Source organism: Gallalistipes aquisgranensis (genome assembly GCF_014982715.1).
Lineage (GTDB): Bacteria > Bacteroidota > Bacteroidia > Bacteroidales > Rikenellaceae > Gallalistipes > Gallalistipes aquisgranensis.
In genome coordinates, this window is sequence record NZ_JADCJY010000001.1 from 1316642 (window position 1) to 1337082 (window position 20441).

The following is a 20441-nucleotide window of genomic DNA, read 5'->3' on the forward strand; positions in this document are numbered from 1 at the left end:
CCCGTTTTTTTATAAAATCATAATCCGGAGGTTCCGAAACGGCCGTCCGGGGGCATTTGTGTCCGGAATATGGTACAGTAGTTGCGTGATCCACGGAAAGCATTCACGTCCAGCTATGGAGAGCACAAAAAACCGCTATCATGTCGATCTCGTCTTTTCCAACCTGTTTTTCGGGATCAACTTCTCCTATTACGTGTCGCTCATCAAACACTACGTATTTTTTCAGGACCTCTTTTTCCTTCAGATAGCCGCCTCCGCCCTCTTCTTCATCCCGTTCGCCCTCTTTTCCCGCCGTTACCGACGGGTCAGGCTCACCCGCAGCGACGTCTGGCGCATCCTGCTGGTCACCCTGCTGATCGTCTACGGCAACATGTACATGGTGCTTTGGGGCGCCAAATACACCAACCCCATCGACGCTTCGACCATCGCCACCCTCGGCCCGGCCTTCACGCTGGTGGCGGCGGCCCTGCTCGTGCGGCGCCGCGTATCGTGGGTACAGCTGGTCGGGGTGGCCCTCTCCGTCGCGGGAGCCGCCATCCTCATTTTCGACAAAGGCATCCTCATCACCCGGGGCAGCGAGGCGTTCGGCAACGTGCTGGTATTGGTGAGCGTCATCAGCGTGGCTGTCAATACGGTAATCATCAAACCGGTGCTGGTCAAACTGGGCACCCTCACGGTCATGGGGTGGTACTATATCATAGGTCTGGTCATCACGGCCCCCTTCTTCGCCAAAGGGACCTTTTCGAACTACTATTTCGCCCTGCCGCCCAATGCCCTGCTGGAGATCGCCTATATCCTCATCCTGGGAACGATCCTCCCATCCTACCTGCTCTACCGCGGCACGGAGAAACTCACCTCCGTCCACACGGCCCTCTACCGCTATATCCAGCCCGTAGTGGCCACACTGTTGGCCCTGGCCCGGGGGCAGGAACGGATCGACCGTTCGAACATCATCTCCGCCATTCTGATTTTCACGGGCATCATCCTCGTGGTGGCCGCCTATGAAAGCGTACTGCTGCATGTCCGGAACTATTTCCGCGACCGGCGCGGCATCCCCGGACCGGCACCGGAGGCGAATCCCCTCGCGGACGGAGCAACGCCGGCGGTGGAAATACCGGCAGGCACGGCTGTATCCCCGGCCGAATCCTCTCCGGCACCGCCGCACCCCGCAAAAAGGAAACGCCCCGCCCCACCGAACGGCCCCGCAAAATAAAAAAGAGCCCTTGAGGCCCGTTTCCCTGTTACCCGGCACTCCTTCTGCGCCGAAAGGACCGCCTACCGCTGCCTCCCGGCCATTCCCGACTCGATCGCCTCACGCCAGCGGTCGGGCACGGGCACCGACTCCTGCCGGGCGAAATCGAAGGCCACGAGCACCGTACGGCTCTCCGCATTCACCCGTCCCGTGGGAGCATCCACCAGACGCTGCAGAAGCGTAATGCTCTTGTTACCCACCTTTTCGGCCTGCGTCTCCACATAGACGCGGTCGTCGAGCCTCGTCTGGTCGAAATAGGATGTCTGGGTCGAGGCCGTAATCAGCCCCAACCCCTTCCACACCAACCCGATGTGCATGATCCGCCGGAAAAAGTCGCTCTTCCCCACATCGAAAAAGTGCTGAAGATTGACATTGTTGACGTGTCCAAGAATATCCACGTCCGCAAAACGTATCTGAATATCTGTCTTTACCATAGTCTTACTCCCGAATGATTTTCACCTCCCCGCCTTCACCCAGCAGAATGATCGACGAGGCTCGCCCCGTGGCATCGCCCTCGCAGCGGGGATCGACCGCATAGTCCACCCCGTCCCGTATCTCCTGCGAAATGTCCCCGAACGAGGCTGGGGCCGGCTCGCCCGAAAGGTTGGCCGACGTGGAGACCAGCGGACGTCCCAGCCGGCGCAGCAGCCCCTCGCAGAAGGCGTGGCGGGGCACCCGCACCCCGAGCGTTCCCTCCTCGGGAATCAGGTTCGGGGCCACGCCCACAGCCCCCGGCAGGATCAGAGTGAGAGGTTTGTCGGCCACCTCCATCAACTGCCAGGCCACCTCGGGCGCCTTATCGACATACCGGGCCGTCTGGTCGGCCGAGGCCATCAGCACCAGCATTCCCTTCTTGTTCTCCGACCGTTTCAGTTCGTAAATCCGCTGTACGGCCCGTTCGTTCGTGGCGTCGCAGCCGATTCCCCACACCGTGTCCGTGGGATAGAGGATCACTCCGCCCTTGCGGAGCACCTCCAGCGCACGTGCGATCTCTTCTTCCATCATCTAATTGCGAAATGTTGGGCAAAGTAACGAAAATTTTTTATAGCTTTGCAACCTGAAATAACAAAAACAGATCTATGGGAAGAGCTTTTGAATATCGCAAAGCGCGCAAGCTCAAACGCTGGGGCAACATGGCGCGCACGTTCACCAAACTGGGCAAGGAGATCGAAATCGCCGTGAAGGCCGGCGGTCCCGACCCCGCAGGGAACTCCCATCTTCGTCTGCTGATCCAGAACGCCCGGGCCGAAAACATGCCCAAGGAGAACGTCGAACGTGCCATCAAGCGCGCCACGTCCAAAGATACATCGGACTACAAGGAGATGGTCTACGAAGGATATGCCCCCTTCGGCATCGCCATGGTGATCGAAACCGCCACCGACAACCCCACCCGCACCGTAGCCAACGTGCGCAGCTACTTCAACAAGGCCGGCGGTTCGCTCGGCACGACCGGTTCGCTGAGTTTCCTCTTCGACCACAAATGCATCTTCAAGATCAACCTGCCCGAAGGTATGGATGCCGAGGAACTGGAGCTGGAGCTGATCGACTTCGGGGTGGACGAAATGTACACCGACGACGAAGGCAAGGTGATGATATACGGTCCGTTCGAAGCCTACGGAAAAATCCAGGCCTATCTGGAGGAACACAATATCGAGATTCTGAGCGGCGAGTTCGCCCGCCTGCCGACCGACACCAAGGAGGTGACCGAGGAACAGCGTGCCTCGATCGAAAAACTGATCGAAAAGTTCGAGGACGACGACGACGTGGTCAACGTCTTCCACAACATGAAGGAGACCGAAGAGGAGGAGTAACCTCTCCGCTCCCCGTGCGCATCCCCGGTCTTCCCGTAAGGCCGGGGATATTTTGTGCCGCTGCCCCCGTCCCTCCGGTGCAGTGGCACAAAATATGTTTTCTCATGGAGAGGAGCGGCCCCCTGCCGTCTCCGGTAAACCGTTTCTCACCATGCCTCTGCGTACATTCGTCAAAATCGCCCTCTTCGCCTGCACCGTCCTGCTGCTGGTCGCTGCGGCCTACACTTTCACGACCTCGGCGGAGGAACCGCATGCGTTCCGGAACGCCACGCTCGACAACCTGAAGGAATCCAGCCGGGAAAAAAGCCGTTCGGTCCGGCGTTACAACCGCTACGCCCGGCGTGCTGCCGAGGAACACCGGGAGGACGCGGCCCGGCTGTTCCGGGCCATTGCCCTTTCGGACAGCATCCAGCAGGCCAACCTGCACCGGGCGCTCGTCCGGCTCGGAGGAGTGCCGCCCATCATATTCATGGAGGAAGAGGAGGAGAGCTCGGGCTCTACCCGGGAAAACCTGCACCGGAGCCTTGCGGAAAGACACGAACTGGTCCGGAAGCATTATCCCCGCCGTATCGCCGCGGCCCTTTCGGACGGAGCTCACTACGCCGCCCGCATTCTCATCTGGTCGGAAGGGGGTTCCACCAAACAAGCCCTGATGCTGGACCGGATCGCGGAACATCCCGCCGAACCTTCCGTCTACGAAGTTTGCCCCCAATGCGGCAACACTTTCTGCCAGGAGTGCCACGAGACTTACTGCCCCTTCTGCGCCACCCACGAATCGTTTTTCCTCACAGCGGACATCCCGTAGGGCCCGATCCCTACTCCCAAAGCCGGACACTCTTCCCGAGCGCCTGACGGCAGGGATCGCCCACGGCCAGAATCAATCGCACCGGATGGTCGTATGTCACGTAATTCCAGGCCCATCCGACCAGAATATTGAATTTGTTCTTCACGCCCAGCACGAAGGCCACGTGCAGCAGAGCCCAGGCTACCCAGGCCACGAATCCCCCGACACGGCGCCGGCCGAACTCGGCGAAGGCACGGTTCCGCCCCACGGTAGCCATCACCGGATACTCGCGGTAAACGAACGGTTTCATCGGACGCCGGCGCAGCAGGGCGGCGAGATTACGGGAGAGATGATCGGCCTGTTCGATCGCCACGCGGGCCAGCTGGGGAAACCCGTCGGGATGATCGGTATCGCGCTGCATGGCGGCATCGCCCACCACGAAAATATCGTGGTACCCTACCACCCGAGAATAATCGTCCACACCGATCCGTCCCGACCGGGAAACCGTCATAGGGTCGATCCCCTCGATCGGTTCCACCGTCACGCCGCTGGTCCACACCAGATTGCCGGTCAGGATGAAACTGCCGTCGCGGAAACGGACCCGGCCTTCCCCGTAGTCCACCACCGAAGTGCCGAGCATCACCCTGACCCCCATCCTGCGCAACTGCATGCAGGCTTCCGCAGAACTCTTTTCACTCATCGAAGCGAGCAGGCGCGGACCGCCTTCGACCAGATAAATGTTGATATCGTCCACATCCAGATCGGGATAGTCCTCCGGCATGATATAGCGTTTCATCTCCGTCACCGCCCCGGCCAACTCCACTCCGGACGGGCCTCCGCCCACGATCACGACGTTGAGCAGCCCCTGGCGTTCCACGCGGCTGCGTGTGACGGTCGCCCGCTCCAGATTCTCCAGCAGCCGGTTGCGGATCACCAGTGCATCGCGCAGGTTCTTCATCGGCATGGCCGCCTCCCGGATCGACTCCATACCGAAGAAATTGGTCACCGACCCCGTCGCCAACACCAGATAGTCATAGGTGAGCGAACCGGAAGAGGTCTCGATCCGGCGGCGGTCCGGTTCCACGGCCTCCAGTTCCGCCATGCGGAAATGAACGTTCCGTTTTCCACGGAAGAGTTTGCGGAACGGGAAGGAGATATCTTCGGGCGAGAGCCCCGAAGTGGCCACCTGATAAAGCAAGGGTTGGAACTGGTGATAGTTGTTACGGTCGATCAGCACGACCTGGCAGTCGAGACGGGCCAGACGGCGCACGAGTTTCAGTCCGGCGAAACCGCCGCCGACCACCACCACGCGCCGCTGTCCGGTATGAGGAATATTCAAAGACATAGGGTTATCCGTTTGGAACCCTCCGTTCAAAAAACATACCGCAACGGAACCTCTTGCGTCCGGCCCCGGCTCATACCCGCTTTCCCGGCCTGTCACAGACCGGGAGCAGCATCATAAAACCTTTTTGATCCGGGGTCTGCGCGGACGTGAAGAAGCCTTTGCGGAAACTTTCGGCACATCGGCCCCCCCTGCCGCCTCCGGCTCCGGCCGGGACGCAGCCGGTACCGCGGCAGACTCCGGAGCGGGCGCATCGGGACTTTTTTTCAGCCCCATGCCGGCTGCCAGACGCTCCATCAGGGCGTAAGCCTCTCCGAAATCGTTGGCGATCCGACCGTCCAGAATGGCCTCCTTGATCGCCGCCTTGATCTCGCCGATCTCCCGGCAGGGCGGCAGAGCGTAAGTCGCCATGACGAGTTCGCCCGTCACGGGAGGCTGGAAATTACGGATGCGGTCCTTTTCCTCTATATCGCGCATCTTGCGGCGCACCAGTTCGAAATTGGCCAGATAGCGCCGCACCTTCGCGTCGTTGCCCGATGTGATGTCGGCCTCGCAGAGGGTCATCAGCTTCTCCACGTCGTCGCCCGCATCGAAAAGCAGCCGCCGTACGGCCGAATCGGTCACCATGTCTTCCGACAGGATGATGGGCCGCAGGTGCAGCTCCACCATTTTCTGCACGAACTTCATCTTCTCGTTCAGCGGCAGTTTCAGGTTCCTGAAAATACCCGGGATCATCCGCGCTCCCACCACCTCGTGGCCGTGGAACGTCCACCCCGTGCGTGGTTCGTAGGCCTTCGTGGCCGGTTTGGCGATGTCGTGCAACAGGGCCGCCCAGCGCAGCCAGAGATCGTCCGTCTTCAGCGCGATATTGTCCAGCACCTTGAGCGTGTGGACGAAATTGTCCTTATGGGCATGTTTTCCGACCCGCTCCACTCCCTTGAGACGGGAAAGTTCCGGGAAGATCAGCTCCAGCAACCCGGTCAGGTCGAGCAGTTCGAAACCGATCGAGGGACGGGGGGAGGCCACGATCTTGTGCAGTTCGGTGGCGATCCTCTCGCGCGAGACGATACGGATGCGCTCCCGGTTGCGCACGATGGCGTCGAACGTCTCCGGCCAGATGTCGAACCCGAGCTGCGAAGCGAACCGCACGGCCCGGATCATACGCAGCGGATCGTCGGAAAAAGTGGTATCGGGATCGCAGGGCGTGCGGATAATGCAGCGCTCCAGATCGTCCATGCCGCCGAAAGGATCGACCAGCGTGCCGAAATCCTCCCTGCCGAGCGACCAGGCCAGCGCATTGATCGTGAAATCGCGCCGCCGCTGGTCGTCCTCGATCGTGCCGTCCTCCACCACGGGTTTGCGCGAATCGGCCCGGTACGACTCCTTGCGGGCTCCCACGAATTCCACTTCCACTCCCCCGGCCCGGAGCATGGCCGTACCGAAATTTCTGAAAACGGAAACCTTCGTCCGGAGCCTGCGGCCCAGTTCCTCGGCCACGCCGATCCCGCTGCCGGCCACCACCACGTCGATGTCCGTGGACGGACGGTGCAGGTACCAGTCGCGCACGTACCCCCCGATCACGAAGGCCTGCACGCCCCGCTGCGAGGCGATGTCCGAAATGAGTCTGAAAACGGGAAGCGAAAGATATTCCGGCGTCATCGTGTCGGTCTTATTTCACGTAAGGTTCGATCTGTGCCTTCCACACCAGATAACCTTCGCCCAGCAGGTGCAGGCCGTCGTTGGTGTAGCGTTCGTCGAGCTTGCCCTCGCTGTCCTTCAGGGCGGAGTGAAGATCCACGTAAGTCAGGCCCAACTCCCCGCACAGGAGACGGAGCCCCTCGTTTATCTTCAGTATTTCAGCCCCTTTGGAGGCGTGGCGTTTCGCATAGTTGGGGAAATTGTCGTTCACGGGCAGCACGCTCTGAATGTACAGCTCCGTTCTGGGACTATCGCGCAGGAAACGGTCCGCAATCTGGCGGATGCGGAGGACGACAGCCTCAGGCGTCTCCCCGGTGGGCAGGTCGTTGATTCCGATCATCAGAAACACCTTCCGGGGATGGCCCTTCACGATCGGGTCGAGCCGCTCGAGCACGTTCCAGGTCTTGTCGGCACTGATTCCCCTGTTTTTGATCCGGGGATTGCCGAAGAGTTCTGCCCACTCGCAGCCGTCGGTGATACTGTTGCCCAGGAAGACGATGTCTTTCGAGGTGACGGGAAGGATTTCGAAGAGGCTGGCCTTCTGATAATGGTAGGCCGAGGCTTTCGGCCGCTGCTGGCCGCACACCGCGGCGCAAACCAGCAGCGCGGCACAGAGAATGAGATTTCTTTTCATCATCGGTTTCGGGTCGGATATTTCGTTCCGGGAAGCCTATGCCTCCCCTTTCAGTTCGCGCAGATAGAGCTGGATCGTGTTCTCCATTCCCAGATAAATGGCATCGGAAATCAGCGCATGGCCGATCGAGACCTCCAGCAGACCGGGAATCGTCCGGGCGAAATATCGCAGGTTCTCCAGATTGAGATCGTGTCCTCCGTTGACGCCCAGCCCCAGCCGCACCGCCTCGCGGGCCGCTTCCGCATAAGGCCGGATAGCCCGTTCGCGGTCGGCCGCATACCCTGATGCATAAGCCTCGGTGTAGAGCTCGATGCGGTCGGTACCGCACTCCGCCGCATAGCGCACCATCTCCACGTCGGGATCGAGAAAGATCGAGGTCCGGATACCTTTGGCCTTGAAAGCGGACACCACTTCCCGAAGGAAAGCCTGGTGGGTCCGGGTGTCCCAGCCGCTGTTGGAGGTGATGGCATCGTGGGCGTCGGGCACCAGCGTCACCTGGGCCGGCACCACATCCAGCACCAGTTCCGTAAACCGCTCGATGGGATTTCCCTCGATGTTCAGTTCCGTTTTGATCGCCCTCTTCAGATCGTAGACATCGCTGTAACGGATGTGACGCTCGTCCGGCCTCGGGTGTACGGTGATTCCCTCCGCCCCGAAACGCTCGGCATTGAGAGCCGCCTCCAGCACGTTGGGCAGGTCGCCGCCGCGCGAATTGCGCAGAGTGGCAATCTTATTTATGTTTACGCTTAATTTTGTCATAATAAACCGTTATTTTTGTGGTGGTAAAGTTAAGTCAATCCTGGCTTTTTTGCAATTTAATATTGTATTTTTGAGGCGGCCGGCGCCACCGGACGCACCGCTCACCGGCCTCCCTAATTTTCGAACGATGGAAATACTCCTCTACTCCCGGCCCCGGGCCACGCACGACGGCGGAGAACTCGGGCGCCTGTTGGAAGCCCTCGACCGGCACGGGTTCCGGGTGTGCATGAACCGCGAACTGGCCGAAGCGACCGCCGCCCTGACGGGCATCCGCATACCCGAAAGCAAACAGTATGCCTCGCTCAAAGAGGCCTGTCCCGATGCACGGATGCTGATCTGCTACGGCGGCGACGGCACATTTCTGGACGGAGTGCGGATGCTGGACGACCGCTCCATTCCCGTACTGGGCATCAACTCCGGACGGCTCGGCTTCCTGGCCAACGTACCCCGCGAAGGAATCGACCGGGCACTGGAAGACATACGCGAGGGACATTACTCCATCGAATCGCGTCCGCTGCTGCGGGCCGAAGGGGACTTTCCGGAAGGAGCGGCCCCGGCCCATGCCTTCAACGAATTTTCCCTGCAACGCAGCGGTGCCAGCATGATCGCGGTGGAAGCCTACGTGAACGACGAAATGGTGGCCACCTACTGGGGAGACGGCGTGCTGCTGTCCACCCCGTCGGGCTCGACGGCCTATTCGCTGAGCGTGGGCGGCCCGGTGGTGGCCCCCGGCTGCGACTGCCTCGTGCTCTCGCCCATCGCCCCCCATAACCTGACCATGCGTCCGGTGGTGGTGCCCGGCGGCAGTCTCCTCACCTTCAGGGTGTCGACCCGAGAAGAACGGGCGCTGGCCACGCTCGACAACCGCAACTATCCCGTGAGGAACGGGGCAACATTCAGAGTATCAAAATCGAAAAATTCCGTTTTTTTGGTCCGCCTGCAAAATATATCCTTTTACGACACGTTAAGGAATAAGATGATGTGGGGTTTCGACCGGCGCGACGAGACAAAATAATTTCGAAAAGTGTCGGTTTATAGAGTTAGAAGTGTTATATTTGCGCATTTAACGGCGTATTCTTTCAAGGCATGGAGACATCCATAGGCAACATACCGCGTCACGTGGCCATCATCATGGACGGCAACGGGCGATGGGCAGAAGAGCACGGTAAAGAGCGGATTTTCGGCCACATGAACGGGGTGGAGAGTGTCCGCAACGCAGTGCGTGCCTCCGTGCGCAACGGAGTGCGCTATCTGACGCTTTACGCCTTCTCCACGGAGAACTGGGGACGTCCGGTTCAGGAGGTGGAAGCGCTCATGGAACTGTTGTGCAAGAGCATCGTGAACGAAGGCCGGGAACTGTGCGAACAGGGCGTGCGCGTGGAGATTCTCGGGGATCGTTCCCGCATGTCGGAGAAGGTGCAGGAGCACCTTTCTTTGATTGAACGGGAAACCTCGGCAGGCGACAGGCTGACCTTGATTCTGGCCCTCAATTACAGTTCGCGGTGGGAGATCACCCGCATGGCGCAACGAATCGCCCGCGAGGCCGCCGAAGGGAAAATCGCCCCGGAGGAGATCGACCAGCAGACCGTGGCCGGGCACATGGCCACCGCCGCATGGCCCGATCCGGACCTGCTGATCCGCACCAGCGGGGAACGCAGGCTGAGCAATTTCCTGCTCTGGCAGTTGGCGTACACGGAACTCTACTTCACCGACATATACTGGCCCGACTTCACAGAGGCCGAATTCGACAAGGCGATCCGCTCCTACCAGAGCCGTGAGCGGCGCTACGGACTAACCACAAAACAGAGACGAGAAAAATAACGATGAGAAACGGATTCAGACTCTTTACGCTGTTGTTTACCCTGGCGGGATTGCAGTCACTGGCGCAGACCGACACCACCAAAGTGTCCGCAGCACCGAAAGCCGACACGACGACCGTGAAGGTCGAGGCGCCGATCATGGACTACAACTCCCCCAAACGCTATATCATCAACAAAATCAAGGTCAACGGCGTCAAGTACTACGATACGGATATCCTTACCGCCTCCTCCGGGCTTCAGAAGGGGGACACGGTCTATCTGCCGGGCAACTACATTTCGGAGGCGATCAACCGTCTGTGGAGCCAGCGCTATTTCTCGGACGTGAAAATCGTGGCCGAGCCGGTGGGCGACAGCGTGAATCTGGAGATCTACCTCAAGGAACGCCCCCGGGTCTACCGGTGGCTGTTCGACGGTCCGCGCAAAGGAGAGATCACGGAGCTCACCGAAAACCTCAAGCTCAAACGGGGGACGGAACTGTCGGACTATGTCATCACGAAAAACTCCGATCTGATCCGCCGTTTCTTCTACGACAAGGGCTTCCGCAATGCGGAGGTGAGCACGAAGATCGTCAACGACACGATGATGCAGAATGCCGTGAATGTCACGTTCGTGGTCGACAAGGGGAAGAAGGTGAAGATCGGAGACGTGGCCTTCGAAGGGAATACGGTGTTCAGCGACAAACGGTTGCGGAGCGCCTTGAAAAAGACCCACAAGAAAAGTTGGAAATTCTGGAAGGGTTCCAAACTCAAGGACAAGGAGTACGCCGAGGACAAGGAGAACCTGATCGACTTCTACAACGCACGCGGTTACCGCAACGCCACCATCGTCAGCGACTCGATCTACAATATCAACGACAAACGGATCGGGGTCAAAATCAAGGTGGACGAAGGGAACAAATATTTCTTCCGCAACGTCTCGTGGGTGGGCAACAGCAAGTACCAGACCGAAGAACTGCAACGGATGCTCGGCATCGAAAAGGGACAGGCCTACGATAAGAAGACGCTCCAGAAACGGCTCGGTATCGGCAAGGAAGCCAATCCCGACGACATGTCCGTCACTTCGCTCTACCAGAACGACGGATACCTCTTCTTCCAGATCGACCCGGCCGAAACCATCATCGGCAACGACTCGATCGACTTGGAACTGAAGATATTCGAAGGTAAGCAGGCTACGATCAACGAGGTGAACATCAGCGGAAACATGCGTGTGAACGACGAGGTGATCCGCCGCGAACTCTATACCCGTCCGGGCGAGCTCTACAACCGGTCGCTGCTGATGAGTACCATCCGTCAGCTCTCGCAGATGCAGCATTTCAACCCGGAGGCCCTGCAACCGGGCATCAATCCCGTGTCGAACGAGCTGGTCGATATTTCTTGGCCGCTGGAAGAACAGGCCAGCGACAAGTTCGAAGTTTCGGGAGGTTGGGGCGCCGGCATGTTCGTGGGCTCGATCGGCATTCAGCTCAACAACCTGTCGCTCAAGAACTTCTTCAAGAAGGGCGCATGGCGTCCCTATCCCCAGGGACAGAGCCAGCAGCTCCAGATACGGGCCCAGAGCAACGGTTCGTACTACAAGTCGTTCTCTATCAGTTTCACCGAGCCGTGGCTGGGCGGACGCAAGCCTAACTCGCTCACCGTGAGCACCCACTACTCGGACGAAACGGACGCCTACTATATGTGGCAGTCGGGTAACAAGCACTTCCGCACGATGGGCCTGGCCGTGGGTATCGGCCGCCGCCTCTCCTGGCCCGACCAGTATTTCACGCTCTACAACGAGGTGTCGTTCGAATCCTACAACCTGAAAGACTGGGACTACTTCATCATCAGCAACGGAAGTTCCAACATCTTCGCCCTGCGCACGGTATTCGGACGTAACTCGGTCGACCAGCCGATCTATCCCCGCCGCGGTTCCGACTTCTCCATTGCCCTGACCCTCACACCGCCCTATTCGCTCTTCGACGGAAAGGATTACGGAGACAAGAACCTGCCGGAAAATGCCCGCTATCGCTGGATCGAATACCACAAATGGCAGCTCAAGGGCCAGTGGTACTATCCGCTGAGCCGCAACAGCAACCTCGTGCTGATGGCCAAGGCTGAGATGGGATACATCGGGGCGTACAACAAAAACAAACCCTCGCCGTTCGAAGGGTTCGACGTCGGCGGCGACGGCATGTCGGGATACAACGTATACGGTGTGGACATTATCGGTATGCGCGGTTACGAAAACGGAAGCCTCACCCCTTCTTCGATGACCGGCGACTATGCCCGGGCCTACAATAAGTACACCGTAGAGGTCCGCTACCCGTTCATCCTCAAACCCAGTTCCACGATTTATGGTCTGGTATTTGCGGAAGGCGGTAATGCCTTCAAGGACTGGAAAAGCTTCAATCCGTTCCTTATCAAACGAGCGCTGGGTGCGGGCGTGCGGATGTACCTGCCGATCGTGGGTATGATCGGCGTGGACTGGGGATACGGCTTCGACTGTCCTGCGGGCAGCACGTCCAAATCGGGCGGGCAGTTCCACTTCATGATCGGAATGCAGTTCTAACAACCAATGTTTACGCGTATGAAAAAAGTCATTTTCCTGTCCGTTTTCTGCCTGCTGGCCGCAGCTGCCGGTTATGCACAGAACTACGCAGTGGTCAATACCGAAAAGATTTTCAAGACCGTGCCCGACTACACGGCAGCCATGAGTACGCTCGAAAAACTCTCGCAGCAATACCAGAAAAACATCGACGACGCCTACGCTTCGATCGAAAAAATGTATAACGATTACCAGTCGCAGAAACCCTACCTGACCGAGAGCGCCCGTCAGACCCGCGAGGACGCCATCATCAGCAAGGAAAAAGAGGTGGGAAAGTACCAGCAGGACATTTTCGGCCCGCAGGGCGAGTTGATGAAGAAAAGGGTGGAACTGGTCAAACCCGTACAGGATGCCGTTTTCGCCGTCATCAATCAATATGCGCAGAGCAACGGGCTGGACTTGGTGATCGACATAGCCACCAATCCTACCCTGCTCTATTATTCTCCGAAGGTAGACCGGACAGAAGAGATCATCGCGCTGGTCAAAGAGGCACAGACGAAAAAATAATCAACGAACACATATCTTAATCTAAATTTACCTTTTATTCTATGAGAAAGTTATCCAGACTAACCCTTGTAGCTGCCCTGGTACTGTGCAGCACAACGCTTTTCGCACAGAAGTTCGGCTATATCAATACGCAGGAGCTGATTGCGGCAATGCCCGAACGCGACTCCGCGCAGGTGAAATTGCAGAATTACACCAAGGAACTCGGAACCCAGCTGGAGTCGATACAGGTCGAATTCAACAATAAATACCAGGAGTATCAGAAGTCGATGTCGACGCTGACCGAAGCGGTTCGCCAGCTCAAGGAGAAAGAGCTGCAGGATTTGCAAACCCGCTACGAGGAGTTTCAGCAAATGGCCCAGCAGGACGTACAGAAGATGCAGGCCCAACTGATGGGACCGGTCATTGAACGTGCGGAGAACGCCATCAAAAAGGTGAGCAAAGCCAACGGCTTCCTCGTGGTATTCGATCAGTCGTCGGGTGCGATGGCCTATTTCGACGAGGCCACGCTGACCAACGTGCTGCCGCTGGTAAAGAAAGAACTCGGCATCGTAGACAAGCCGGCAGCAACCCCCGCTCCGGCAGCGAAATAGGGCGCAGACAGTCCGAACGAACACAGAAGCGGGCGCACCTCAAGGTGCGCCCGCTTCTGTGTTCAATAAAAATCGCACCTTCTCCCGAACGACAAAATCGAAACGAAAAGACCTCATCCGTTCTTTCGCTTTTCTTCGGACACCGAATGGAAACAGCGGACAGATCTTACGATCCCGAACGTTTCAGGGTCTTTCCCGATGATTTCGCTTACCGGTCCGGTGAAGAGTTCCATACGATCTGTAACGGCCTCCCGCAACCGTATGGACCGACATACCCGAAACCTGGCGGATACGATGGACCGGCGTCATGATTCGGTCCCTCTGTCATGGGAACGAACTTGGAGGATTTTCGATCTGCACAGCCCTCCGGGGGTACCCAAACGGGCTGATTGTCCTTTTCATCAATATCGGGCGAGACCACTCTTCCGCATGGAAATCCGTTCGACCTCGCAATTTTCCGGAAACAATATAAAAAGAATCATCCCGAGTTCTTGAAACGAATGTCTCCGAAAGCAACCGAATGCCCCTTCTTTCATTCGTGGCAACCCCAAGAACCGCAGATGCGGAACGGCTTGAGGTCCGATTGAAATCAAAGCGGAATAAAGCCGAATACGGCACATCAAATCCGAGCAGGAGACTCAGATCCTTACTCCGGCAGAAATGACGAAAAAGGGAAGATCACAGAAAATCATTTGCCCCTGCCGCAAAACTTTGCGGCAGGGGCAAATAGGTTGAAAATCGCTATCGTTATCTCCCGCAGCCCCGCCGGGGCGGACAGTTCCCGGCTTCCGGAAACCCGGTCCGTCTCCCCGAACCGGCAGCAGGAAGAAAATACGGTCAACGTTTCCGGTTCCTGGCCTGTTGCTGCTGTGCCTTGAGGGCCTCCTCGTAGCGCTGCTGGAATTTGCTTTTTTTGACCGGTTTCTTCGCGTTCTCCTTCATCTTCCGATGCAGTTTCTCATCGTTCACCGCATAGCGGAAAGCGTAAGTCTGTCCGATCGTGATGATATTCGAAACAAGATAGTAATAGCTCAGACCACTGGAGTAGTTGTTGAACCACAGCAACAGCATGAGAGGCATCATATAGAGCATCATGAACTTCATGCCGGCCATCTGGGGCCCGGCCGAAGCCGTCTGCGTATAGTTGATCTTCGAAGATATGAAGACCGACAGGGCCATCAGCAGGGCGAACAGACTGACGTGGTCACCGTAGAACGGGATATTGAAAGGCAGGTTCAGAATGCTGTCGTACGACGAAAGGTCGTCCGCCCAAAGGAAATGCTCGCCCCTCAGTTCGATCGAAGCCGGGAAGAAACGGAACATGGCGATCAGGATCGGGAACTGGATCAACAGCGGCAGACATCCCCCCATCGGGTTGACTCCGGCCCTCCGGTAGAGCTCCATCGTGGCCTGCTGCTTTTTCATGGCATCCTCCTGTTTGGGATACTTGGCGTTGATCGCATCCATCTCCGGTTTGAGCAAACGCATCTTGGCCGTCGACAGATAGGACTTGTAAGTGAGCGGCGAAATCAGAATTTTGATGAAGATCGTCAGCAAAAGAATGATGACCCCGAAATTGCTGATAAATCCGCCCAGGAAGTTGAACACGGGAATCACGATCCAACGGTTCACCCAGCCGAAAATTCCCCATCCCAGCGGCACGAGCTTCTGGATGCCGATATCGTATTTCTTGAGCGTGGAATACTTGTTGGGACCGTAGTAGAACTGGAAGTTATAGTCCGCATTCTGGGGATTGAACGGAACGGCGATCTTGGCATAGAACTTCTTGATCTTACCCGATCCGGGCTGGTAGGTATCGTAGCTGACCGCCGCATTCTGGAAATCCTTGCCGGCCACGAACACAGAGGAGAAGAACTGCTGCTTGAAGGCGATCCATTTGAGTTTCGTGTCCACATTTTCCGATTTGGACTCCTTCGACATGCCCAACTCCTCGAGAGCGTCGCTGCCGGGATACATATAGGCGATCGTAGTGTAGTTGTTCTCGTTCTCGAAACCCTTTTCGTTCTGAGGCGATACGTTCTCCCAGGTGATTTCGAAGTCGGACTGGTTCGACAACAGATTCGCCATATTGACGAAACGGACATCGAAATCGATCATGTAATTGTCCTTCTTCACCGTGTAGAGATACTCCACGTAAGCCGCCGAATCGACATACAGCCGCATCGAAAGGCTCTTTTCGGCCTCTCCCTCGGCGAAAGCGATCTGCCGGGGAGCATCGGTCGTAAAGTAATAGGCTCCGGTGTTGACCTGCATGTTGTTGTAATCGCCCCGGATAAAGAACGAAAGGTCGAATACCGACGTCGAATCGTCGAAAAGCACCAGCGGATCGCCCGCATAGGTCTTATAATCCTTCAGTTCCACCGACGAGACGCGTCCGCCCCGGTTGGAAACCGATATTTTCATCAGGTCGTTCTCGATCGTATAGACCTGTTCCTCTCCTTTGGTCGCCGCATACAGCGCAGGTCCCAGATGACGGGCCAGCGCCGAATCGGCAGAAACAGCGGCGCTCTGCTCCGGCAGACCTCCTCCGGCCGGCCCTGCGGGCTGTTGCGCGAAAACGGCGCTGTCAGGCTCCGAAATCAGTGCGTTGTGGGCGAGGGCGATCGAATCGGCTATGGCCTGCTGACGGTTGAACTCTTCGGCCTGCTTGGAGTTGTACCACGTAAACCCGAACAGGATGACACCTATTATTATTAATCCGATCAGTGATTTCTTATCCATTCTCTCTGAATCTTACTCTGCTTTAAGGGGATTTTACTTCTTTTTCTGGGCATTGCAATACTCCGTGGCGGCCTTGACGAAAGCCACGAACAGCGGATGGGGACGGAGCACCGTACTCTTGTATTCGGGATGATACTGTACCCCCACGAACCAGGGATGGTCCTCCAGTTCGACTACCTCCACCAGATTGGTGTCGGGATTGACGCCCACGGGACGCATGCCGGCCCGCACGAACTCTTCCAGATAATCGTTGTTGAATTCATAGCGGTGGCGGTGACGTTCGGCGATCTGATCGGTCCCGTAAGCCTCGTAAGCCTTCGACTCGTGCATCAGATGGCAGGGATAGGCACCCAGACGCATCGTGCCACCCTTCTCCGTCACACCCTTCTGCTCTTCCATCAGGTCGATGACAGGCGCCTCCGTAGCGCCCATTTCCGTGGAGTTGGCATCGGCATACCCCAGCACGTCGCGGGCGAATTCGATCACGCAGCACTGCATGCCCAGACAGATACCGAAGAAGGGTATCCGGTGCTCTCGGGCATACTTCACGGCCATGATCTTGCCCTCGATGCCGCGGTGTCCGAAACCGGGCGCCACCAGGATACCGCACATCGGTTTGAGCACGGATTCGATCGTGTCGGGCGTGAGTTTCTCCGAGTTGACATATTGCAGCTTCACTTTCACGTGGTTGGCCGCCCCGGCATGGATGAAAGCTTCCACGATCGACTTGTAGGCATCGGGCAGTTCGGTGTACTTGCCCACCAGCGCGACATGCACCGTCTGTTTGGGATTCTTCACCTTGTCCACGAATTCGATCCAGCGGCTGAGCTCCGGCTCGCCCTCCACCTTCAGACCCAGTTTGGCGAGCACCACCTCGTCCAGTTTCTGTTCCCGCATGCGCAGAGGAACCTCGTAGATGGTCGGCACGTCGATCGACTCGATCACGGCATTGGCATCCACATTGCAGAAAAGAGCCACCTTGCGCCGCAGGTTGAGACCGAGCTTCTTCTCCGTGCGCAGGACCAGGACATCGGGCTGAAGTCCGTTCTCGAGCATCGTCTTCACGGAATGCTGCGTGGGTTTGGTCTTCAGCTCGCCCGAAGCCGAAAGATAGGGAATCAGCGTCAGATGGACGATGGCCGTGTTCTGATACCCCAGTTCGTAGCGCAGCTGACGCACCGCCTCGATGTAAGGCAGCGACTCGATGTCACCCACGGTTCCTCCGATTTCGGTGATGATGACATCGTATATCTTTTTGCTGGCCAGCAATTTGATCCGCCGCTTGATCTCGTCCGTGATGTGGGGAATCACCTGCACGGTCTTGCCCAGATACTCCCCGCGGCGCTCCTTGTTGATGACGCTCTGGTAGATCTTGCCCGTGGTGACGTTGTTGGCTTTCGTGGTTTGGATCGAGGTGAAACGCTCGTAGTGGCCCAGATCGAGGTCGGTCTCGGCACCGTCCTCCGTGACGTAACATTCGCCATGCTCATAGGGATTCAGCGTACCGGGGTCGATATTGATATACGGATCGAGCTTCTGGATGGTTACCTCGTAACCGCGGGCCTGCAGGAGCTTGGCCAGCGAGGCGGAAATGATTCCCTTGCCCAGAGACGACGCGACGCCTCCGGTGACGAAGATGTATTTGGGTTTGGACTTACTGATGGTTGACATGATTCGTTTTACTTGGTTTCTTCGTTATCCTGACTGTCTATTAAATGAATTTTCTCAATGGCGGCAGCCATCTCCTCCTTGGCCCGCTCGATCTTGTGCTCCACCTCGCGGATCATCGCCTCAGCATTCTTCGATCTGGAAAAGAAGCCGATGTTGTTCTCCAGCAAGGCGATGTCGGCTTCCAGCTGCTTCACCTTGTTGTAGAGCCGGTCGCGCTCGAAACGCAGCCGCTTGTCGCCGGCCCCCTTCATCGAGGCCACCTTTCCGCGGAAACGGTCCATCTGACGATCCTTCTCCCCACCCCTCAGGGCATTGAAAAGCACGTCCACAGCCTCTTTATAACGCTTCTGGATGGCATCCTTCTGCTTGATGGGCACGAAACCGATTTCGCTCCAGCGCCGCTGGAACTCCTTGATGGCATCGAACGTGATACCGCTCACGTCGAACGCCTCGATCTCGGCCAGCAACTCCTGTTTCCTTTTCAGATTGTCGTCGTGCTCGGCATCGAGCGTGGAGAAGTGGGACTGCTTGCGGTCGAAGAAGTAGTCGCATGCGGCCCGGAACCGTTTCCACACGGCATCCGAATGGCGGCGCGACACGGGCCCGATCTCCTTCCATTTCTTCTGCAGGCCGATCAGCTCGTCGGTCGTCTTCTTCCACTCCGTACTCTCCTTCAGCGCCTCGGCAGCTTCGCATATCTCGTTTTTGAGCTGGAGGTTATGCTCCATCTCGGCCTTAATCTGAAGATAGAAATTGCGTTTCTGCTCGAAAAACCTGTCGCAGGCCGTGCGGAACCGCTCGTAAACGCGGGAATTCTCTTTCTTGGGAGCGTATCCGATGGTTTTCCACACCTTCTGAATCTCGATCAGCTGGTCGGACGCCTTGTTCCACTCCTTGCGGGTGGTCAACGGCGATGCGGCGAGCTCCTCGGTCTTCACGCAAAGTTCCGTTTTCAGGTCGAAATTGCGCTTCTGCTCCTCCTTGAGACGCTCGAAATACTCCTGATGCTGCTTGTTGATGCGCGAACTGGCTTCCTTGAACCGCTCCCAAAGGCTCTCCTTGAACTCGTTGGCCACGGGCCCCGTCTCCCTCCACTGCTCGTGCAGTTTCTGCAACTTGTGGAAGGCGTTGATGACCGAAGGCTCCAGCACCAGCGCCTCGGCCTCTTCGCAAAGCCGGATTTTGGCCTCGTAGTTCTTCTTCAGATCGAGGTCGCGCAGCTCCTTGTTGATCTTGATGAAATTATAGAAATTCTCGACATGGAGGTTGTAGGTCTCCCACAGGTCCTTGACCTGGGCCTGCGGGACGGGACCGATCTCCCGCCAGCGCTGTTGCAGCTCGCGGAACGCCGTAAAGGTGTGGTTGAGCGTCTCGTTGCTGTTCACCAGCTCTTTCAACTCCTCGATGATCTGCAGTTTGGCCTTCAGATTCTCTTCCTTCTTCTGTTCGATGGTGGCTACGAACTCGTCCCGTTTGCGGCGATACTCGAGGAACAACTCCTTCAACCGCTGTTCCGCTCCGTCCGCGGGAGCGGCAAAGTCCTCCGGCACACCGCCCGATTCGAGAAACGCCTTGCGCAGAGCCTCGACCTCCGTACGGTGAATCTTGTAAAAGGCTATCTTAATGGCTTCGGCATCCTTGCGCAGGGTCTGCACGGGCCGGCTTTCCAACAGGCCGGCGAACGCCTTGAGCAACTCATCCTTTCCCATTCCCGAATAGTCTGCCCCGGATGCGGCCTCCGCCGGCTCAGCCTCCTCCTGCTCGGGGTTCTCTTCCCCCAAGTCGAATTCCGGCGCCTCGGCGGCCAGCCGAGCCTCCTCGTCCGAGAAATCGACGGTCGTGGTAATGGGTCCGTCCTCCTCTTCGGAAGCCGTTCCGGTCTGCACGTTCCCGGCGGAATGCACCTTGGCCTCAACGACACCCTCCACCAACTCCGCGAGAGCCGCGGCGGTTTTCACAGGACGTCTGCGGAGGGGTTCCGGGGCCTCTCCGTCGCCGTTCTCCTGCACGGCCCTGGCTTCCGCCACTTTCGCGGCAGTCGTGCGCGCACGGGCGGGCCTGGGTTCCTCCGCGCATACGGCCCCCGCAACCTCCCCGGTCTCGGGCTCTGCGGAGAGGGCAGCCTCCTTTTCGGGTTCTTCAGCGGCAGGTTCGGCCGTGGGCGGGATCGGGTTCACATCTTCAGCCGGGCTGACTTGTTCCTCGGGAACAGATTCGTTGAGTTGATTTTCAGTAGCCATCATACATT

At 57.8% G+C, this 20441-nt stretch carries 17 protein-coding genes; 8 read left to right on the top strand and 9 right to left on the bottom strand.

The features are described 5' to 3' along the window. Positions 1-115 precede the first annotated feature (115 nt). Positions 116-1213 (top strand): DMT family transporter, encoded by a 1098-nt coding sequence (locus tag INF32_RS05220; protein WP_226387309.1) that lies wholly within the window; start codon positions 116-118, stop codon positions 1211-1213. 62 nt (positions 1214-1275) lie between these two features. Here INF32_RS05220 and INF32_RS05225 read toward each other — a convergent pair whose 3' ends face one another. Both INF32_RS05225 and INF32_RS05230 read right to left on the bottom strand, forming a co-directional pair. Beyond that, entirely contained in the window at positions 1276-1686 is a 411-nt protein-coding gene (locus tag INF32_RS05225) for an acyl-CoA thioesterase (RefSeq protein ID WP_226387310.1), read from the bottom strand. 4 nt (positions 1687-1690) lie between these two features. Beyond that, entirely contained in the window at positions 1691-2254 is a 564-nt protein-coding gene (locus tag INF32_RS05230; protein ID WP_226388107.1) for an L-threonylcarbamoyladenylate synthase, read from the bottom strand. Between the two features lie 77 nt (positions 2255-2331). Between INF32_RS05230 and INF32_RS05235 the strand changes: the two genes are divergently transcribed. Beyond that, on the top strand, positions 2332-3063 hold the full coding sequence (locus tag INF32_RS05235; protein WP_226387311.1) for a YebC/PmpR family DNA-binding transcriptional regulator: 732 nt from the start codon (positions 2332-2334) through the stop codon (positions 3061-3063). Positions 3064-3157: 94 nt separating this feature from the next. Next, the gene (locus INF32_RS05240; protein WP_226387312.1) at positions 3158-3868 is read left to right on the top strand and encodes a hypothetical protein; all 711 of its coding nucleotides are present in this window, start codon (positions 3158-3160) and stop codon (positions 3866-3868) included. A 10-nt stretch (positions 3869-3878) separates the two neighbouring features. On the opposite strand, the gene INF32_RS05245 is transcribed toward INF32_RS05240, so the two are convergent. The 4 genes from INF32_RS05245 to INF32_RS05260 all read right to left on the bottom strand — a co-directional run bounded on the left by INF32_RS05245 (position 3879) and on the right by INF32_RS05260 (position 8280). Next, entirely contained in the window at positions 3879-5192 is a 1314-nt protein-coding gene (locus INF32_RS05245) for an NAD(P)/FAD-dependent oxidoreductase (RefSeq protein WP_226387313.1), read from the bottom strand. Positions 5193-5303: 111 nt separating this feature from the next. After that, positions 5304-6848, bottom strand: coding sequence for a CCA tRNA nucleotidyltransferase (locus INF32_RS05250; protein WP_226387314.1), 1545 nt, complete (start codon positions 6846-6848; stop codon positions 5304-5306). A 10-nt stretch (positions 6849-6858) separates the two neighbouring features. Next, positions 6859-7521, bottom strand: coding sequence for a GDSL-type esterase/lipase family protein (locus INF32_RS05255; RefSeq protein WP_226388108.1), 663 nt, complete (start codon positions 7519-7521; stop codon positions 6859-6861). Between the two features lie 36 nt (positions 7522-7557). Beyond that, on the bottom strand, positions 7558-8280 hold the full coding sequence (locus INF32_RS05260; RefSeq protein WP_226387315.1) for a pyridoxine 5'-phosphate synthase: 723 nt from the start codon (positions 8278-8280) through the stop codon (positions 7558-7560). 127 nt (positions 8281-8407) lie between these two features. On the opposite strand from INF32_RS05260, the gene INF32_RS05265 reads away from it, so the two are divergent. The 5 genes from INF32_RS05265 to INF32_RS05285 all read left to right on the top strand — a co-directional run bounded on the left by INF32_RS05265 (position 8408) and on the right by INF32_RS05285 (position 13780). After that, complete coding sequence (locus INF32_RS05265; protein ID WP_226387316.1) at positions 8408-9295, top strand: NAD(+)/NADH kinase; 888 nt, start codon at positions 8408-8410, stop codon at positions 9293-9295. 71 nt (positions 9296-9366) lie between these two features. Beyond that, positions 9367-10101: an isoprenyl transferase gene (locus INF32_RS05270; RefSeq protein WP_226387317.1), complete on the top strand. Its 735-nt coding sequence runs from the start codon at positions 9367-9369 to the stop codon at positions 10099-10101. Positions 10102-10238: 137 nt separating this feature from the next. After that, a complete protein-coding gene (bamA, locus tag INF32_RS05275) occupies positions 10239-12647 on the top strand; it encodes an outer membrane protein assembly factor BamA (protein WP_226388109.1) in 2409 nt (802 codons plus the stop codon). Positions 12648-12665: 18 nt separating this feature from the next. Continuing rightward, positions 12666-13190 (top strand): OmpH family outer membrane protein, encoded by a 525-nt coding sequence (locus INF32_RS05280; protein ID WP_226387318.1) that lies wholly within the window; start codon positions 12666-12668, stop codon positions 13188-13190. 41 nt (positions 13191-13231) lie between these two features. Beyond that, positions 13232-13780, top strand: a complete 549-nt coding sequence (locus tag INF32_RS05285; RefSeq protein ID WP_226387319.1) for an OmpH family outer membrane protein — start codon at positions 13232-13234, stop codon at positions 13778-13780. An 837-nt stretch (positions 13781-14617) separates the two neighbouring features. Here the strand turns inward: INF32_RS05285 and yidC are convergent. The 3 genes from yidC to INF32_RS05300 are packed head-to-tail and all read right to left on the bottom strand — an operon-like array spanning position 14618 to position 20433. Further along, positions 14618-16522 (bottom strand): membrane protein insertase YidC, encoded by a 1905-nt coding sequence (gene yidC, locus INF32_RS05290; protein WP_226387320.1) that lies wholly within the window; start codon positions 16520-16522, stop codon positions 14618-14620. A gap of 33 nt (positions 16523-16555) precedes the next feature. Then, positions 16556-18193 carry a CTP synthase gene (locus INF32_RS05295; protein WP_226387321.1) on the bottom strand — a complete coding sequence of 546 codons (1638 nt, stop codon included), beginning with the start codon at positions 18191-18193 and terminating at the stop codon, positions 16556-16558. Between the two features lie 8 nt (positions 18194-18201). Continuing rightward, positions 18202-20433: a DUF349 domain-containing protein gene (locus INF32_RS05300; RefSeq protein ID WP_226388110.1), complete on the bottom strand. Its 2232-nt coding sequence runs from the start codon at positions 20431-20433 to the stop codon at positions 18202-18204. Positions 20434-20441: the final 8 nt, after the last annotated feature.

Excerpts from the sequence above, each read along its gene's own strand:
- INF32_RS05220 (WP_226387309.1), top strand. The coding sequence starts at position 116 with ATGGAGAGCACAAAAAACCGCTATCATGTCGATCTCGTCTTTTCCAAC.
- INF32_RS05225 (WP_226387310.1), bottom strand. The coding sequence starts at position 1,686 with ATGGTAAAGACAGATATTCAGATACGTTTTGCGGACGTGGATATTCTT.
- INF32_RS05230 (WP_226388107.1), bottom strand. The coding sequence starts at position 2,254 with ATGGAAGAAGAGATCGCACGTGCGCTGGAGGTGCTCCGCAAGGGCGGA.
- INF32_RS05235 (WP_226387311.1), top strand. The coding sequence starts at position 2,332 with ATGGGAAGAGCTTTTGAATATCGCAAAGCGCGCAAGCTCAAACGCTGG.
- INF32_RS05240 (WP_226387312.1), top strand. The coding sequence starts at position 3,158 with ATGTTTTCTCATGGAGAGGAGCGGCCCCCTGCCGTCTCCGGTAAACCG.
- INF32_RS05245 (WP_226387313.1), bottom strand. The coding sequence starts at position 5,192 with ATGTCTTTGAATATTCCTCATACCGGACAGCGGCGCGTGGTGGTGGTC.
- INF32_RS05250 (WP_226387314.1), bottom strand. The coding sequence starts at position 6,848 with ATGACGCCGGAATATCTTTCGCTTCCCGTTTTCAGACTCATTTCGGAC.
- INF32_RS05255 (WP_226388108.1), bottom strand. The coding sequence starts at position 7,521 with ATGAAAAGAAATCTCATTCTCTGTGCCGCGCTGCTGGTTTGCGCCGCG.
- INF32_RS05260 (WP_226387315.1), bottom strand. The coding sequence starts at position 8,280 with ATGACAAAATTAAGCGTAAACATAAATAAGATTGCCACTCTGCGCAAT.
- INF32_RS05265 (WP_226387316.1), top strand. The coding sequence starts at position 8,408 with ATGGAAATACTCCTCTACTCCCGGCCCCGGGCCACGCACGACGGCGGA.
- INF32_RS05270 (WP_226387317.1), top strand. The coding sequence starts at position 9,367 with ATGGAGACATCCATAGGCAACATACCGCGTCACGTGGCCATCATCATG.
- bamA (WP_226388109.1), top strand. The coding sequence starts at position 10,239 with ATGGACTACAACTCCCCCAAACGCTATATCATCAACAAAATCAAGGTC.
- INF32_RS05280 (WP_226387318.1), top strand. The coding sequence starts at position 12,666 with ATGAAAAAAGTCATTTTCCTGTCCGTTTTCTGCCTGCTGGCCGCAGCT.
- INF32_RS05285 (WP_226387319.1), top strand. The coding sequence starts at position 13,232 with ATGAGAAAGTTATCCAGACTAACCCTTGTAGCTGCCCTGGTACTGTGC.
- yidC (WP_226387320.1), bottom strand. The coding sequence starts at position 16,522 with ATGGATAAGAAATCACTGATCGGATTAATAATAATAGGTGTCATCCTG.
- INF32_RS05295 (WP_226387321.1), bottom strand. The coding sequence starts at position 18,193 with ATGTCAACCATCAGTAAGTCCAAACCCAAATACATCTTCGTCACCGGA.
- INF32_RS05300 (WP_226388110.1), bottom strand. The coding sequence starts at position 20,433 with ATGGCTACTGAAAATCAACTCAACGAATCTGTTCCCGAGGAACAAGTC.